The sequence below is a fragment of the Amycolatopsis sp. NPDC049253 genome (genome assembly GCF_040678995.1).
Taxonomy (GTDB): Bacteria; Actinomycetota; Actinomycetes; order Mycobacteriales; family Pseudonocardiaceae; genus Amycolatopsis.
Genome location: NZ_JBFAQX010000006.1, coordinates 190,240 through 205,851, shown reverse-complemented (window position 1 = coordinate 205,851; position 15,612 = coordinate 190,240). Strand labels below are relative to the sequence as shown.

At 72.0% G+C, this 15,612-nt stretch carries 12 protein-coding genes; 10 read left to right on the top strand and 2 right to left on the bottom strand.

What is annotated here, in order from left to right:
• Window positions 1-103: 103 nt before the first annotated feature.
• Window positions 104-361, top strand: a complete 258-nt coding sequence (locus tag AB0K15_RS16715; RefSeq protein ID WP_220247102.1) for a WhiB family transcriptional regulator — start codon at window positions 104-106, stop codon at window positions 359-361.
• A gap of 627 nt (window positions 362-988) precedes the next feature.
• On the top strand, window positions 989-4,330 hold the full coding sequence (locus AB0K15_RS16710) for a glycosyltransferase family 2 protein (RefSeq protein WP_364050336.1): 3,342 nt from the start codon (window positions 989-991) through the stop codon (window positions 4,328-4,330).
• A gap of 36 nt (window positions 4,331-4,366) precedes the next feature.
• Here AB0K15_RS16710 and AB0K15_RS16705 read toward each other — a convergent pair whose 3' ends face one another.
• Window positions 4,367-4,795 carry a metallopeptidase family protein gene (locus AB0K15_RS16705; protein WP_220244053.1) on the bottom strand — a complete coding sequence of 143 codons (429 nt, stop codon included), beginning with the start codon at window positions 4,793-4,795 and terminating at the stop codon, window positions 4,367-4,369.
• A gap of 115 nt (window positions 4,796-4,910) precedes the next feature.
• On the opposite strand from AB0K15_RS16705, the gene AB0K15_RS16700 reads away from it, so the two are divergent.
• The 8 genes from AB0K15_RS16700 to AB0K15_RS16665 all read left to right on the top strand — a co-directional run bounded on the left by AB0K15_RS16700 (window position 4,911) and on the right by AB0K15_RS16665 (window position 13,222).
• Entirely contained in the window at window positions 4,911-5,264 is a 354-nt protein-coding gene (locus tag AB0K15_RS16700) for a DUF3499 domain-containing protein (RefSeq protein ID WP_204093559.1), read from the top strand.
• A 74-nt stretch (window positions 5,265-5,338) separates the two neighbouring features.
• Window positions 5,339-6,694 carry a phosphomannomutase/phosphoglucomutase gene (locus AB0K15_RS16695; RefSeq protein WP_364050332.1) on the top strand — a complete coding sequence of 452 codons (1,356 nt, stop codon included), beginning with the start codon at window positions 5,339-5,341 and terminating at the stop codon, window positions 6,692-6,694.
• Window positions 6,695-6,780: 86 nt separating this feature from the next.
• Window positions 6,781-7,017, top strand: a complete 237-nt coding sequence (locus tag AB0K15_RS16690; protein WP_220244051.1) for a Trm112 family protein — start codon at window positions 6,781-6,783, stop codon at window positions 7,015-7,017.
• Window positions 7,001-8,095, top strand: a complete 1,095-nt coding sequence (locus AB0K15_RS16685) for a hypothetical protein (RefSeq protein ID WP_364050328.1) — start codon at window positions 7,001-7,003, stop codon at window positions 8,093-8,095. Before AB0K15_RS16690 ends, AB0K15_RS16685 begins: the two co-directional genes overlap by 17 nt.
• Window positions 8,096-8,202: 107 nt before the next feature.
• A complete protein-coding gene (gene manA / locus AB0K15_RS16680) occupies window positions 8,203-9,435 on the top strand; it encodes a mannose-6-phosphate isomerase, class I (RefSeq protein WP_364050912.1) in 1,233 nt (410 codons plus the stop codon).
• A gap of 180 nt (window positions 9,436-9,615) precedes the next feature.
• The gene (locus AB0K15_RS16675) at window positions 9,616-10,530 is read left to right on the top strand and encodes a cation diffusion facilitator family transporter (protein WP_364050325.1); all 915 of its coding nucleotides are present in this window, start codon (window positions 9,616-9,618) and stop codon (window positions 10,528-10,530) included.
• A 79-nt stretch (window positions 10,531-10,609) separates the two neighbouring features.
• Window positions 10,610-12,160 (top strand): amino acid permease, encoded by a 1,551-nt coding sequence (locus AB0K15_RS16670; RefSeq protein WP_364050322.1) that lies wholly within the window; start codon window positions 10,610-10,612, stop codon window positions 12,158-12,160.
• 333 nt (window positions 12,161-12,493) lie between these two features.
• Window positions 12,494-13,222, top strand: coding sequence for an LPXTG cell wall anchor domain-containing protein (locus tag AB0K15_RS16665; protein ID WP_364050319.1), 729 nt, complete (start codon window positions 12,494-12,496; stop codon window positions 13,220-13,222).
• A gap of 95 nt (window positions 13,223-13,317) precedes the next feature.
• On the opposite strand, the gene AB0K15_RS16660 is transcribed toward AB0K15_RS16665, so the two are convergent.
• Window positions 13,318-15,591 (bottom strand): hypothetical protein, encoded by a 2,274-nt coding sequence (locus AB0K15_RS16660; RefSeq protein ID WP_364050909.1) that lies wholly within the window; start codon window positions 15,589-15,591, stop codon window positions 13,318-13,320.
• Window positions 15,592-15,612: the final 21 nt, after the last annotated feature.

Genomic DNA, 15,612 nt, shown 5'->3' with positions numbered 1-15,612 from the left:
GGCGGACGTGCGGTTGGAAGCGGAAGGCTCGAGGACGGACTCGAGGCCTGAAAAGAGGGAGTGGGGGCACGTCGTGGGTTGGGGCGAGAACCCTGAGCAGGAGCTGGGGGATCTGACCGACCTCTTCGATGCCACCGAGGAGGAACAGGATTGGCAGGAGCGCGCCTTGTGCGCGCAGACGGACCCCGAGGCGTTCTTCCCCGAGAAGGGCGGCTCGACCCGCGAAGCCAAGCGGATCTGCCTCGGCTGCGAGGTCAAGGACGAGTGCCTGGAGTACGCCCTGGCGCACGACGAGCGCTTCGGCATCTGGGGCGGTCTGTCCGAACGCGAGCGGCGGAAGCTGAAAAAGCGCGCCATTTAGCGAGGGGCGTTCGCGAGGGGAGAGGTGTGTTCGCGGAAAGCGCGAACCATCTCGCTCCCGCTGTGTTTCCTGGGGGTGCGACCCCCAGACCCCGCCCGGGGGCGGGCCCCCGGACCCCTGGCTGTGGTCACCTTTGCTGTTGGGTGTGGGTTCTGCGAGGGGAGAGGTGGGGCCGTGCGGTGCGCGGCCCCTCTCGCTTTCGTGGTGTTTTTCGCTGGTGTGGTGCCGGATTGGGCCGGCGGGTGCTCGGCGTGAGGCGAGGTCGCGGCCGCGGGTTTTGAGCTTCGGTGAAACTTCGAGGTTTGGGCGGGCAACCGCGTGGGTAGCCATGCGTCATCGGAGTGTGCGTGGGGAACTTGCCGTTGTGGTGGGGTTTCGGCGCGGACCAATCCCAGCCTGGCGGTGGGGATCGAAGTGGGGCGACGACGGTAGTTGTGCCGTCGTCGTGGTGTGTCGCATGTGGTCGGTGCGTCCCGAGGCGTGGACGCGTGTGGCGGAGACGTCAGTGTGATCCGCACGAAACGTTCGAGGCCGCGATGGAGAAAAGGTGGGTGCGGGTCCGGCGCCGCGTGCGCGGGTGAGGCCGTAGGGTGACCGCACCCGCCCGCAGCTGACCAGGAGTGGTTGTTGACCCGCACCGTCGCACCGTCGCTCGTGAGGACGTTGCCCGTTCTGGCCATTGTGGTCTGTCACGACGGCGAAGAGTGGCTGCCGCTCGCGCTTTCTTCCTTGCGGCGCAGCACGGTCCGGCCGCGGCACGTGCTCGCGGTCGACACCGGGTCCACGGACCTGACCGCGAAGCTGCTCGCCGAGGCGGCCGAGCCGGGCGGGGTCGCGGCGGGCCCCGATTCGCAGCCGGTGCTGTCCGGCGTCATCACTCTTTCGAGTGAAACTGGCTTCGCTGCGGCGATCGCGGCCGCCGTGGCGCACGCGGTGGAACGGTGGGGCGACCCGGGCGCGTGGCTGTGGCTGCTGCACGACGACTGCGCGCCCGAACCCGACTGCCTCGAGCAGCTCCTGCAGGCCGCCGAAGCGGCGCCGTCGGCGAAGGTGCTCGGACCGCTCGGGCTCGACTGGGCGGAGCCGCGCCTGATCGTGGAGGCGGGGTTGTCCACGGACGCGTCCGGGCACCGCCAGCAGATGGCCGCGCCCGGCGACGAGCCCGGCGAGGTGCTCGCCGTACCGAGCGCGGGATCGTTGGTGCAGCGCGAACTCTGGGACACCCTCGGCGGCTTCGACGAGGACTTCTCCTTGCTGCGCGAGGATCTCGACTTCGGCTGGCGCGCCAACGCCGCCGGCGCGCTCGTGCTCTCGGTGCCCGCCGCCCGCGTTCGCCACGCGCGCGCCCTCTCGACCGGCCGGCGCACGCCTGACGCGGCGGGCCGCTCGCTCTCCGCCGTGAACCGCGCGCACGGGCTGCGCGTGTTCCTCGTGAACTGCTCGGCGTTCTCGTTCTGGTTCGGGCTCCTCCGGCTGCCCGTGCTCCTGCTGCTGCGCGCGCTCGTCTTCTTCGTGCTGAGGCGCGCGACGGAAGCCCGCGCGGAACTCTCCGCGCTCGCCTATCTCACGAGCGGGCGGGGAAAACTCCGGGCAGCGCGGGCGAAACGGCGGGAATCGCCGCGCCCCGGCACCGTGCGCGGCTTGTTCGTCGGCCGGTACACGCGGCTGCGCAACGCCCTGCGCGCCGGCGTCGTCGGGCTCGTGCGCCGTGGTGTGGAGAGCGAAGTCGCGCTCGGCACGGTCCCCGAAGGCCTCGCCGAGGAGCCGGCCTGGATCGCGCCGGAGGCGCTCGGCGCCGCGGACCGGCGGCCCGTCGGACCCGAAGCGTTGCCCGCGGGAGCCTTGCGCGGCTTGAGTTCCCGTGGTTCGGGGTTGCGGCGGCCGGGCACGGTCGTGGCCGTCGCCGTGCCGCCGGGCCAAGAAACAGCGCCGGAACGCGAGGAAGCTCCGCACGACTCCGTCGTCGAGCCCGACGACGGCCCGAAGCCTTCACCCGCACCGCGCCCGGCGCCGGCCCGTGAACCCGGACTCGTCTTCGTCGAGGTGAACCGCCGCCGCGTGCTGGCCGCGACGATCTTCGCCCCGCCCGTGGTCCTCGTCGTCCTGCTCACGGCGCTGGCCTTCGTGGTCAACCGCGGCCGGCTCGGTCTGGACCTCTCCGGCGGCGGGCTGCTGCCCGTCGGCGGCCTCGGCGACCTCTGGTCCACCTACCTGGCGCCGTGGCACGCGGTCGCGGGCGGCACCGGCGCGCCCGCCCCCGCGACGCTGCCCGTGCTCGGCACCCTCGGCGCGATCTTCGCGCCCGTGGGCGGCCCGGCCGCGCTCGTGGCGATCCTGCTCATCGGCGACATCCCGCTCGCCGCGCTGAGCGCGTACGCGGCCACGCGCAAGCTGCCCGTGCGCCGCTGGGTGCGCGCGGTCGTCGCGGCGACGTACGCCCTGCTGCCCGCCGCCACCGCGTCGGTCGCGCAAGGTCGCCTCGACGTCGTGGTGGTCCATCTCGTGCTGCCGTTGGTCGTCGCGGGAATCGCGCGGCTGCTGACGCGCCCGGGCACGCGCTGGCTGCACGTTTCGGCGCTGTCGGCGTTCGGCGTCGCGGTGCTCGGCGCGTTCTCGCCGCTCGCGCACGCCCTCGCGCTCGTGGGCCTGCTGCTCGGCTTCGTGGTCCTCCCGGCGCCGACGGGGCTGGCGCGCCGCGCCGCGTCGGTCGGGATCGTGGTGATCCTGCCGCTCGTGCTGCTCCTGCCGTGGCCGACGGTGCTGCTCAAGCACCCCGAACTGCTCCTGCACGGTCTCGGCGGTCCCGTCGCGCCCGCGTCCGGGGCCGACCTGGCCGGGCTGACGCCGGGTGGCCCCGGAGCGTGGCCCATCGGGGTCGCGGTGCTGGCGGCCACACTCGTGGCGCTCGTGGTCCGGCCGACGAAGCAGGTGGCCGGCGGCCTCGCGCTCGCCGTGCTCGGCGTCGTCGCGGTGGTGCTCGTGCGGCAGGTCCCGGTGCCGCCGCTGCAGGGCGGTCCCGCCGCCACCGGCTACACGGGCGTGCCGCTGCTGGTCGTCGGCGCCGGGCTGCTGTGGGCGGTCCTCGCGACCTGGCAACGCGGCGGCTCGGCGAGCGTGCCTGCGCCGTGGCTGCCGAAGGTCGCCGGTGCCGCCGGGGTGGTGGTGCTGATCGCGTTGGCCGCCGGCGCCGTCGGCGCCGGGCACAACGGCCCGCTCACCGCCCAGCCGCGCGCCGCCCTCGCGCCGGAAGTCGCCGCGGACCTCGCCGGCAGCGGTCGCGCGGTGCTCGACCTGGGCCGGCTCACCCGGCAGACCGGCGGCCGGCTCGCGCTCTTCGGCGACGACCAGCTCGCCCCGACCCCGGGCACGCCCGACCGGCTCGCGAACTGGCGCTGCGACCTGCTCACGGGCGACGCCAACGCGGTCAAATCGGCCGTCGCGGCGGCCGCCGTCTCCGGTGTCGAGTACGTGATCCTCCCGCCCGGCAGCAATCCGCGGGCCCTCGTCTCGCTGGCCGGCGACCTCGTCACCTCGGCGGCCCCGATGTCCGACGGCCGGCCCGTGGTCCGGCTCCTGCCGAAGGCCGGCGAGGTCACGCTGATCTCCCCGGAGCTGGCCAAGGCGGCTGTCACGGGCGGCGGCGCGCCCGGCGCGTCACCCGGGGTTTCGCCCGTGGACGCGCGGCTGCCCGACGTCCGCGTGCGCGCCTCCGCCGGCCCGACCGGCCGGCTGCTGGTGCTGGCCGCCGAGCAGGAGGCCGGCTGGCAGGCGAGCGTGAACGGCAAGGCCGTGCCGATCGTGCCCGCGTGGGGTCACCAGGTGGCGGTGTCGATCCCGCCGCAGTCATCGGAGGTTTCGCTCGCGTTCCCGGGCACCGAGCGTGGGCTGCTGCTGCTCGCCCAGCTCGCCGCGGTGCTGTTCACGGCGCTCACCGCGGTGCCCGCACGGCGCCGCGCTCCACGCCCCTGACGACCCCGTGCGGCAAACGCACCGAGCGGCGGGGCGTCAATCGCCTTCGATCACGTCCGGCTCGACGCCGAGGTAGCCCGCGACCTGCTCCACCAGCACGTCGTGCACGAGTTCAGCCAGCTCACCGGGGTCCTTGGCCCGCGCCTCGAGCGGCCGCCGGTAGAGCACGATGCGCGCCCGCGTGGGCAGTCCCGCGCGGTCGACCCCGGCCGGGACCAGGCGCGACAGGGGAACGGAGCCGTCGTGGAGCACGCCCTCGGCCGGCGCGCGGCCGTCCGGGCGCACCTCGGGCACTTCGTCCACCGCCACGTCGAGCTTGGTCAGCTCGTGGCGCCACCGCGCTTCGATGGGTTCCAGCGCGTCGAGCACGAGCGCGTCGAACTTCTCCGCCCGGCTCGCGGCGGCGGGCAGGGACGCGGGGTAGAGCGCTCCGCGCAGGCCCCGGCCGTGCCGGTCCCTCCGCATTCGCTGCCGCTGTCGGTAATCACGAGCCGTCGCCACCGCGCAAGTCTATGCGGTCGCGAGGGTCACGCGCGTGTCGCCGGGGCCCCCTTGCGGCGACGCGCTATCGTTCTGGATCGTGCGGAGCGTACGGAAATGTTCGCGAACGGGTTGTCCAGAGCCCGCTGTCGCCACGCTCACGTATGCGTACAGCGATTCCACCGCCGTCGTCGGTCCCCTCGCCACTGCCTCTGAGCCGCATTCGTACGACCTGTGCGAGGCCCACGCGCTGCGGCTGACCGTGCCGAAGGGCTGGGAAGTCGTGCGCCACGAGGGCACGTTCGCCACTCCGGAGCAGTCGGCCGACGAGCTGACCGCGCTGGCCGAGGCCGTCCGCGAGGCGGGCCGCTCGGACCGGCCGGCGCCGCCGCCCGAGCCGGAGGGCCCGTCCGGCAGGCGCGGCCACCTCCGCGTGCTCCCCGGGCGCGCCTGAGCCCCGCTCCCGCCGGTAGGCTTTCCGCGCGGCGCGACCGGCGCCGCGACGAGAACTGACGGCGGGGAGACGGCGTGCCAGATCTTTCGGGCATCGTGAAGGCCTACGACATTCGCGGCGTGGTCGGCGAGCAGCTCGACGCGTCACTGGTACGCGACTTCGGCGCCGCGTTCGCGCTGCTCATCAAGGCCGAGTCGCCCTCGGTGGTGATCGGCCACGACATGCGTGACTCGTCCCCGCAGCTGTCGGCGGCGTTCGCCGAAGGCGTGACCTCGCAGGGCCTCGACGTCGTGTCGATCGGCCTGTGCAGCACGGACGAGCTGTACTTCGCCTCGGGCTCGCTGAACATGCCGGGCGCGATGTTCACCGCCAGCCACAACCCCGCGAAGTACAACGGCATCAAGATGTGCCGCGCCGGCGCCAGCCCCGTCGGGCAGGACACCGGCCTGTCGGAGATCCGCGACACCGTCGAGCAGGGCGTGCCCGAGTTCGAGGGCAAACCCGGCAGCGTGAGCGAGCGCGACGTGCTGGGCGACTACGCCGCCTACCTGCGCAACCTCGTCGACCTCACACACTCGCGGCCGCTCAAGGTCGTGGTCGACGCCGGCAACGGCATGGGCGGCCACACCGTGCCCACCGTGTTCGCCGGGCTGCCGATCGAGATCGTGCCGATGTACTTCGAGCTCGACGGCACCTTCCCGAACCACGAGGCCAACCCGCTGGACCCGGCGAACATCGTCGACCTGCAGGCCAAGGTCCGCGAGGTCGGCGCCGACGCCGGCGTGGCCTTCGACGGAGACGCCGACCGCTGCTTCGTGGTCGACGAGCGCGGCGAGCCCGTTTCGCCCAGCGCGATCACGGCGCTGGTCGCCGTGCGCGAGCTGGCCAAGGAGCCGGGCGGCACGGTCATCCACAACCTGATCACGTCGAAGGGCGTGCCGGAGATCGTCGCCGAGCACGGCGGCAAGCCCGTGCGCACGCGCGTCGGCCACTCGTTCATCAAGGCGGAGATGGCCCGGACCGGCGCGATCTTCGGCGGCGAGCACTCCGCGCACTACTACTTCCGCGACTTCTGGCGCGCCGACACCGGCATGCTGGCCGCGCTGCACGTGCTCGCGGCGCTGGGCGAGCAGGACGGCCCGCTGTCCGCGCTCACGCAGGACTTCTCGCGCTACGCGGCCTCGGGCGAGATCAACTCGACCGTGACCGACCAGGTCGCGCGCATGCTCGCCGTGAAGGACGCGTATGCGGACAAGTCGGGCGTCGAGATCGACGAGCTCGACGGCCTGACCGTGCAGCTCCCGGGCGGCGCCTGGTTCAACCTGCGCCCGTCGAACACCGAGCCGCTGCTGCGGCTCAACGTCGAGGCCGCCGACCGCGCCGCCGTCGAGGCGCTGACCGACGATGTACTGGCAATTGTCCGGGGCTGAGCAAGCCACGCTGATGGGGACCGACCGAGGCGAACTGTGTCCGGAAGGTGCCGTTGCGACCCACCTACGCGTGGTATGGAGGAACCATGGCCATCACGCTTGACGCCCAGCTGCTCGAGATCCTCGCGTGCCCGTCGCCGGATCACGCACCGCTGCGTCCCGGCACGCCGGACGACGCGGATGCCGAGGCGCTGACCTGTACCGAGTGCGGCCGGGTGTACCCGGTCCGTGACGGGATCCCGGTGCTGCTTCTCGACGAAGCGGTACTCAGTGGTGACCACACTCCCGGTGAGCCGGATGACAGCCATGCCGACAGTGCTTGACGATTCGCTGCTCGACGACCCCGCACGCCTGGCCGAAGCGGACAGCGCGGGGCTGCTGCGTGCCGCCGCCATGGCCGGGGCGCAGGTGCGGGCGACTGCCGAGGCCGCGGCCGAGCTGGAGCTGAGCGACCGGCTCGACCTGGGACGCCCGCGGTCGCTGGTCCTCATCGACCGGCCCGGCGTCAGCCGCACGCTCACGCGGCTGCTGGCGGCGCTGCTCGCGCCGACGTGTCCGGTGCCGGTGGTGGTGGCCGAGATCGTGCCGTCGTGGATCGGCGCGCTCGACGTCGTGTTCGCACACACCGACGACGCGGGTGACCGCGAGCTGGCCGCGTCGCTGGAGCGCGCGGCCCGGTTCGGCGCGACGGTGGTGCTGTCGGCTCCGGCGGAGGGTCCCGTCGCCGCTTCGGTGGCCGGCAAGGGTGTGCTGCTCGCGCCGCGCATCCCGGTCCCGCCGGAGCTCGCGTTCCCGCGCGGGCTCGCCGCCGGGCTGCTCACGGCCAACGCGCTGGGTCTGCTGGTGGCCGACGTGCAGGCGCTGGCCGACCAGCTCGACCTCGAAGCCGAGAAGGACTACCTCGCGCGCGAGTCGTTCGCGAACCCGGCCAAGGCGCTCGCGTTGCGCGTCGCCGACCGCGTGCCGCTGCTGTGGGGTCTCGACCCCGTGGCGGTGGCCGTCGCGGAGCACGCGGCGCACGCGTTCGCGGCTCATTCGGGCGTGGTGTGCGACGCGGAGGACTTCCGGCAAGCGCTTGCGCGGCCCGCGCTTCGCAGAGTTGCGCAATCGGGCGGCCAAGAGCGTGACATCTTCGCCGATCCGGACGACTCTCCCGGTGGAACCGCCACGAGGGTGCTGTTGCTCTCGGTGCGGACCGGGCCCGCCGCGGAGGCGGCCCGCTTCCAGGCCGAGGAGTTCCTCCCGGACGCGGACGTGATCGCGCCCGCGGAGGAGTTCGAAGCGGACGAGATCGTCCGGGCCGCGGTGCTCGCGTTGCGGTTCGAGCTCGCCGCGGTGTACCTCGGGCTCGCGGCGGGCAGCATCGGTGGCGCCGGGAGGTACGAGCCGGCCACCGCCTGACGGCTCACGGGATCAGGGGGAGGAAGTGCGGACGGGCGCCGTGGGGACGGCACCGCCCGCACGACATCGGCTCCGGCCGATGGGAAGGATTGGGAGTTGAGGTGACAGTGGAGCTGTTGCGCAACGCCGTACGGCCCTACGCCTGGGGATCGCGCACCGCGATCCCGCAGCTGCAGGGACGTCCGGTGCCGGCGCCGCACCCCGAGGCAGAGCTGTGGATGGGTGCCCACCCGGGCGACCCGTCCCGTGTGCTCGGGCCGGACGGCACCGAACGGAGCCTCCTGGAACTCGTCGACGCCGATCCGGTCGGCCAGCTCGGCGAACGCTGCGCGAAGCGCTGGGGCGGCCGCCTGCCGTTCCTGCTGAAGATCCTGGCGGCCGAGGAGCCGCTGTCGATGCAGGCGCACCCCTCGGCCGCGCAGGCCGCCGAGGGCCACGAACGCGAGGAGCGCCTCGGCATCCCGCGCGACGCGCCCAACCGCAACTACCCGGACCCGACGGCGAAACCCGAGCTCGTCTGCGCGCTCACGGAGTTCCACGCACTGGCCGGCTTCCGCGACCCGCAGCGCACGGTGAAGCTGCTCAAGGCCATCGAAACGCCGGGACTGGCGAAGTACACCGGGCTGCTCGAAGCGCAGCCGGACCCGGCGGGGCTGCGCGCGCTGTTCACCACGTGGATCACGCTGCCGCAGGCCTCGCTCGACGAGCTGCTGCCCGAGGTCCTCGACGCGTGCGTGCGCCACGTCGCCGACCACGGCGAGTTCGGCATGGAGTGCCGGACGATCCTGGAGCTGGGCGAAGCGCACCCGCGTGACGCCGGCGTGCTGGCCGCGCTGCTGCTCAACCGCCTGACGCTGCGGGCGGGCGAGGCGATCTACCTGCCGGCCGGAAACCTGCACCTCTACCTGTCGGGCACGGCCGTGGAGATCCTGGCCAACTCGGACAACATCCTGCGTTGTGGCCTCACGCCCAAGCACGTGGACGTGCCGGAGCTGCTGCGGGTGGTCGACTTCGCGTGCGGCGAGATGCCGGTGCAGCAAGGGGAATGCGCCGGCCGGGGCTTGGCCGTGTACCACACGGACGCGCCGGAGTTCGAGCTCTCGCGCATGCAGTGGGAGGCCGGCGACGACACCGAGCTCGTGGTCGACTGCACCGGCCCGCAGATCCTGCTCTGCACCGAAGGCGACCTGCTCGTGACGGCCGAGGACGGGGAGCAGGTCGAGCTGCTGCGCGGCCAGTCGGTGTGGCTGCCCGCGGCCGACCCCGCCGTCTCGGTCCGCCCGCTCGCGGGCCGGCCGGCCCAGCTGTTCCGTGCCACCGCCGGGACCTGCGAAGACTGACTCACGACGTTCCGTGAAGGGCGCCTCGGGGGACTTCAGGTCCCGCGAGGCGCCCTTCACCGTCTGCGGGTTCGAGCACAGAACGTTCACGTGGCCGAAGCAACGGTGTGGTGATCGGTCCTCTAGGCTCCCGATCGGGCATTTCGGGAATCCATTGCGCAACAGGCAGGGGAGCACGCCGTGTCAGCAGGTGGCGGTACCAAGGCGATCATCGCGGCGCTCGCCGCCAACGCCGGGATCGCGGTGGCGAAGTTCGTCGGGTTCCTGGTGACGGGCTCGTCGTCGATGCTGGCGGAGTCGGTGCACTCCCTGGCCGACACGTCCAACCAGGGCCTGCTGCTGCTCGGGCAGAAGACGTCGCGCCGGCGGGCCACGAAGGAACACCCCTTCGGTTTCGGCCGGGAGCGGTACTTCTACTCGTTCATCGTCGCGCTGATGCTGTTCACGCTCGGCTCGGCGTTCGCGCTGTACGAGGGCATCCACAAGATCATCGAGCCCGAGCCGCTCGAATCGCCGATCGTCGCCGTGATCATCCTGCTGGTGGCGATCTGCCTGGAGGGCTACAGCTTCTACACGGCCATCGGCGAGTCGCGGAAGATCAAGGGCAACGCCGGCTGGTGGCGGTTCATCCGCCAGGCCAAGGAACCCGAGCTGCCCGTCGTGCTGCTGGAGGACACCGGCGCGCTCATCGGTCTCGTGTTCGCGCTGCTCGGCGTCGGCCTGTCCACGCTCACCGGCGACCCGGTGTGGGACGGCATCGGTACCGTGATGATCGGCCTGCTGCTGGGCGTGATCGCGGTGATCCTCATCGTCGAGATGAAAAGCCTGCTCATCGGCGAGGGCGCGACGGACACCGACCTCGAGACGATCGTCGACGAGTTGGCCGCGGGCAAGGTCGAGCGCGTGATCCACATCCGCACGCAGTACCTCGGCCCCGACGAGCTGCTCGTGGCCGCCAAGCTCGCGCTGGTGCCCGGCCTGGACACGTCCGAGGTCGCCCTGGCCATCGACGACGCGGAGGCGCGCGTGCGCGCGAAGGTCCCGGTGGCGTCGCTCATCTACCTCGAACCGGACCTCGACCGCGACGCGCGGTGATCAACTCTCGCCGCGCCACCTCTGGTTTGCCGCGTTAGGGTGATTCTCCCGTTTCCACGCAGGTCATCTGGAGGTCACCGTGCCCGGGCAGGGTTTGTGGCGCACGAAGTCGATCGAGCAGTCCATCGCGGACACCGACGAGCCCGAGACCAAGCTCCGAAGAAACCTGGGTGCTTGGGATCTGACCGTGTTCGGTGTCGCGGTCGTCATCGGCGCGGGCATCTTCACGCTCACCGCGCGCACGGCGGGTGACTTCTCCGGCCCGTCGGTGTCGGTCGCGTTCGTGTGCGCCGCGATCGCGTGCGCGCTGGCGGCGCTGTGTTACGCCGAGTTCGCCTCGACCGTGCCGGTCGCGGGCAGCGCGTACACGTTCTCCTACGCCACGTTCGGTGAGTTCATGGCGTGGATCATCGGCTGGGACCTGATCCTGGAGCTTGCCGTCGGCGCCGCCGCCGTGTCGAAGGGCTGGTCGGTCTACCTCGAGACCGTGCTCGGCTACCTCTTCGGCAAGGGCACCAAGACCACGATCGACCTCGGCTGGGTCACCATCGACTGGGGCGCGCTCGCGGTCGTGGTCGTGCTGTCGACCCTGCTGGCCGTCGGCACGAAGCTGTCTTCGCGGTTCTCCATGGTGATCACGGGCATCAAGGTCGCCGTGGTGCTGTTCGTGATCATCCTCGGCATCTTCTACATCAAGGGCGCGAACTACACGCCGTTCATCCCGGAGGGCAAGCCCGGCAGCCCCGGTGACAGTGGTGTGGACCAGTCGCTGTTCTCGGTCATCGCGGGTGGCGGCAGCAGCTCGTTCGGCGTCTTCGGCCTGCTGGCCGGTGCCTCACTGGTGTTCTTCGCGTTCATCGGGTTCGACATCGTCGCGACCACGGCCGAGGAGACGCGCAACCCGCAGAAGTCCGTGCCGCGCGGCATCTTCGGCTCGCTGGCCATCGTCACGGTGCTGTACGTGGCGGTGTCGCTCGTGGTCGTGGGCATGGTGCCCTACACGGAGCTGGCCACCTCGGCCGGCGACGGCAGCCACAAGACACTCGCCACGGCGTTCTCCGCCAACGGTGTGGACTGGGCCGCGAACGTCATCTCCGTCGGCGCGCTGGCAGGCCTCACGACCGTGGTGATGGTGCTGATGCTCGGCCAGGTGCGGATCATCTTCGCGATGTCGCGCGACGGCCTCATGCCGCGCGGGCTGGCCAGGACCGGCAGCCACGGGACCCCGAAGCGCGCGACGCTGCTCGTCGGCGCCTTGGTGGCCGTGGCGGCCACGTTCTTCCCGGCCGACAAGCTCGAGGAGATGGTGAACGTCGGCACGCTGTTCGCGTTCATCCTCGTTTCGGCGGGTGTGCTGGTGCTGCGCCGGACGCGACCGGACCTGCCCCGCGCGTTCCGCGTGCCGGCGGTGCCGCTGATCCCGATCCTGGCGATCCTCGCGTGCCTGTGGCTGATGCTGAACCTGACGGTGCTGACCTGGCTGCGGTTCGTGGTCTGGATGATCGTCGGGGTCGTCCTCTACTTCGTCTACAGCCGGCGCCACTCCCTGCTCGGCAAGCGGATCGCCTCGGGTGAGGAACCGGCCGCGAAGTCCGCTTCGCCGGAGTCTTCTCCGCCTTCAGAGGACTGAACCACTGCTCGCGACGGCCCGTCGTCCCCCTTGGGACGGCGGGCCGTTTTACGTCCCTGACCTGGGTATTCACCGGGGCGCGTGAAGGTTGCGTGATGTGGCCGAGTTGTCACCTAAGTCAGAATGATCACGGGGAGGTCACCTCCGCGTCTCGGTTTGGATCGCGTCTCGAACGCAGGGTGAGCGAGTGAGCCGTTTGCGATACCGTCCGCCTCGGCTTCCCTCTGACGGGTTAATCACTCGTGTGTGATTCATACGGTAAGTGGTTTCGATCCTCACTGGGAGTGCACTGATCTTCGCTGTATACCCCCGTTCGGTACAGGAGTTTTTTCGATGCCCACCATTACCAGACGACCCCTTCGCGCAGGCCTGACGATCGCGGCCGTCACCGGCTTGGCGCTGCTGGGCACCGCCACCGCGGCGCTGGCGTGCTACTCCGACGACACCCGCGCGAACCCGGTCGGTGACAACGTCACCACTTGTGCCCAAGCGCACCTTCCCGGCACCACCGTGAAGCAGGAGGACGCCGCCGAGGTGTTCACCTTCACCGGTGGCACGAGCAAGGACAAGTACCTCAACATCACGAAGGTCGCCGAGGGTGTGACGGTCGAGGCCATCGTGGTGAAGGGTGGCGACGGGTACAACGTCTACGAGCCCGGCAAGCGGAAGCTGTCGCCCACCCCGCCGTGGGAGAAGCTCCGTTCGCCCCTGAACGGCGGAGGTCAGCAGGCGACGATCAGCCACTGGTTCGCCTGCGTCGACAAGTCCACACAGCCGACGGAAACCACGCCGTCGCAGCCGGCCTCGCAGACCCCGACCGCGCAGCCGACCGAGACCGCGGCCCCCGCGGTCCCGACCACGTCGCCCGTCGCGACCGAGGCGCCGGCCAGCACCACCGCTGTCGCCGCCGCCCCGGCCGGCAACGAGACCGGTGGCACCGGCGGCCAGCTCGCCAACACGGGCTTCGACAACGCGTGGCTGATCTACATCGCCGCGGCGCTGCTCGTCGTCGGTGGTGGCCTGCTCGCGCTGCTGAAGTTCCGTCGTCGCAGCGCCAACTGACCTGCTTTTCGGGTTCCTGAAACCGGAGGGGAGCCGCACCCGTTTGCCCACGGGTGTGGCTCCCCTCCGGTCTTTTTGTTACCGCACAAGGATTTTCACCGCGGGCGAGGCAGATCACCGAACAGTGAACCTTGTTCGCCCAGCAGACGCGCGCGCCCGCTCGGGCGGCCGAGCCCCGCGGCCATCGCCACCGCCTGGTCCCATTCGGCGTCGGCCAGGTAGTCGGTGTGCTTGAGCACCCCCGCGGCCCAGCGGTGGCGGCCGTCCGGGGCACGCAGCGGGTCGGGCAGCCAGTGGTCGCCGCCGAGCACGAGCACGCCCGACTCCTCGGGCGTGGCTTCGAGCGGGCCCGAGCCGCCTTCGGGCAGGTACCCGTCGCCGATCAGGTGGCGGCCGGAGACGTTGTGTCGCCAGGTCGTGACGCCGCCCCCGAAGATGTCCGTGCCGCGGCACAGCGCGCGCCAGCGGCCGTCGAGATCGCCGAACAGCGTCGCGAGCGCATCCTGCGGCAGTACCGCGGGGAACGCGCGCTGGTAACCCCACTGCAGGGGCGAGCCCGCGGTGAGCAGGCCGACGCGGTCGCGTTCGTCGGGCGTCAGCTCCGTGAACAGCCGCGCGGCCGTGAGCACGGTGAGCAGGCTCCCGAGGTTCTGCCCGGACAGGACCACGCGAGTGCCCGGTTCGGCGAGGTGCTCCTTGACGCGTTCGGCCAGCTCGGGCACGACCTTCAGCGCGTAACACGGCGGCACGGTCGGGTGCGCCGCGCGCGGCCAGAACGACACGAGGTCCGACAGCGCGCCGAGGTGGCGGTTGCGTTCCGGTGTGCGCGCGGCGGAGTAGACCACCCGCAACAGGCCGAGCGCGAAGCCACCGAGCGCGAACACGCCGACTGCCGACACCGGCGTGAACCACATGGGCCGCAGGCCGAAGCCAAAGCGCACGACCAGCAACGCGAGCCCGGCGACGCCGAGCCCGATGGCCACGATCATCGCCAGCTGGTGCAGGTGCCGGCGTTCCCACGCCGAGCGCGCCCACGCGTGGGCCGCGGCCTTCTCCTGCTTCGCGTCGAGCTGCACCAGCTCGACCAGCGCCGGGATCCCGCGGCGCCGCCGGCGCAGCGGCACCGCGATCGCGTAGCCGGCCACGGCGAGCACCGCGATCAACGCGAGCCCGGCGCCCCACAGGACGGTGATCAGCTCGTAGGTGTCGGGCAGCCGTAGCCCGCCCGTGCCCAGCAGCCGGCGGACGGCGATCCCGAGCCCGGCGCCGAAGCCGCCGCCGAGCAGGCCGGCGAGCACGACCACCGGCGCCGCCGCCCAGCCGCCGAGCCACGGGCGCAGCCGCTTCGGCCGCGTTTTCCAGGTCGGCCGCGCGAGCAGCGCCATCGGCACGAGGGCCAGCGCGAACAGGATGGTGATCGCGAGCAGTGCCGCGCCGAGCCCTTCGACCGTGCCGTCGGTGCCGCGCAAGCCGCCGCTCGCCGGCAGCGGCGCGGCGAGCACGGCCGCGAAAATCACGAGCGCCGCCGCGAAGGTCATCAGCGTGCGCCGGGCGACTCGTCCGGGGTCGCTCCCGATCGCCGCGCCGACGATCACCGCGACCACCAGCCCCAGCACACAGATCCAGCCGATCAGCCGGGGCACGTCGCCGGGCACGTGCAGCGGTCCGCCGAGCAGCAGCAACGCGACGCAGGCCAGGGCCGCGACCGTGTGCGTCGCGGACATCCCGGGTGCCTCGGGATCGGCGAGCAGCTGCAGCGGCGAGCCGCGCCGGGCGCGAGGTTCAGGGGCCTTGACCTGCCAGTTCGACGACGAGATCCGGTGCAGCACGAGGATCACCGCGAACAGCACGGCGACCCCGATCGTCAGCCGCGCCGCGTCCGAGCGCAGCCACGAGGGCGCCCACGGCAGGCAGCCGCTGCCCGGCGCGAGGCACTGCGTGGCGAACAGGTCGAGCACGGTCACGGCGACCTGCCCGATCAGCAGCATCGTGAGCAGCACGGCGACCACGCGCAGCAGCCCGCGGCACAGCCCGCCGAGCCACCGGGCGCGGTGCACCGGCGGCAGCATCCAGAACGCGACGTTGGCCAGTGAGAACGGGAACAGTAGCGCCCACGTGGCCTTGGCGGCGCCGCCCGAGGTCATGCGGCTCCACAGGTATCCTTCGAGCGTGCGTGGGATGGACCGGCCCAGCGCGGGCACCATCGGACCGGGGGCCGGGCGCCGCAGCCGGTCCGCCGGGCGCACGACTCTGCCGATCCCGTCGCCGGCGACGTCGACGGTGGACACCGCGTCGAGCAGCGTCTCACCGCTCGTGCCCGCGAGTCCGGCCACCCTGAGCTCGACGATACGGGTGTCGGGGCCGGGCAGCGGGGCGGGCACGGTAAGGGT

Excerpts from the sequence above, each read along its gene's own strand:
- AB0K15_RS16690 (WP_220244051.1), top strand. The coding sequence starts at position 6,781 with ATGGCCATCACGCTTGACGCCCAGCTGCTCGAGATCCTCGCGTGCCCG.
- AB0K15_RS16705 (WP_220244053.1), bottom strand. The coding sequence starts at position 4,795 with ATGCGGAGGGACCGGCACGGCCGGGGCCTGCGCGGAGCGCTCTACCCC.
- AB0K15_RS16665 (WP_364050319.1), top strand. The coding sequence starts at position 12,494 with ATGCCCACCATTACCAGACGACCCCTTCGCGCAGGCCTGACGATCGCG.
- AB0K15_RS16685 (WP_364050328.1), top strand. The coding sequence starts at position 7,001 with ATGCCGACAGTGCTTGACGATTCGCTGCTCGACGACCCCGCACGCCTG.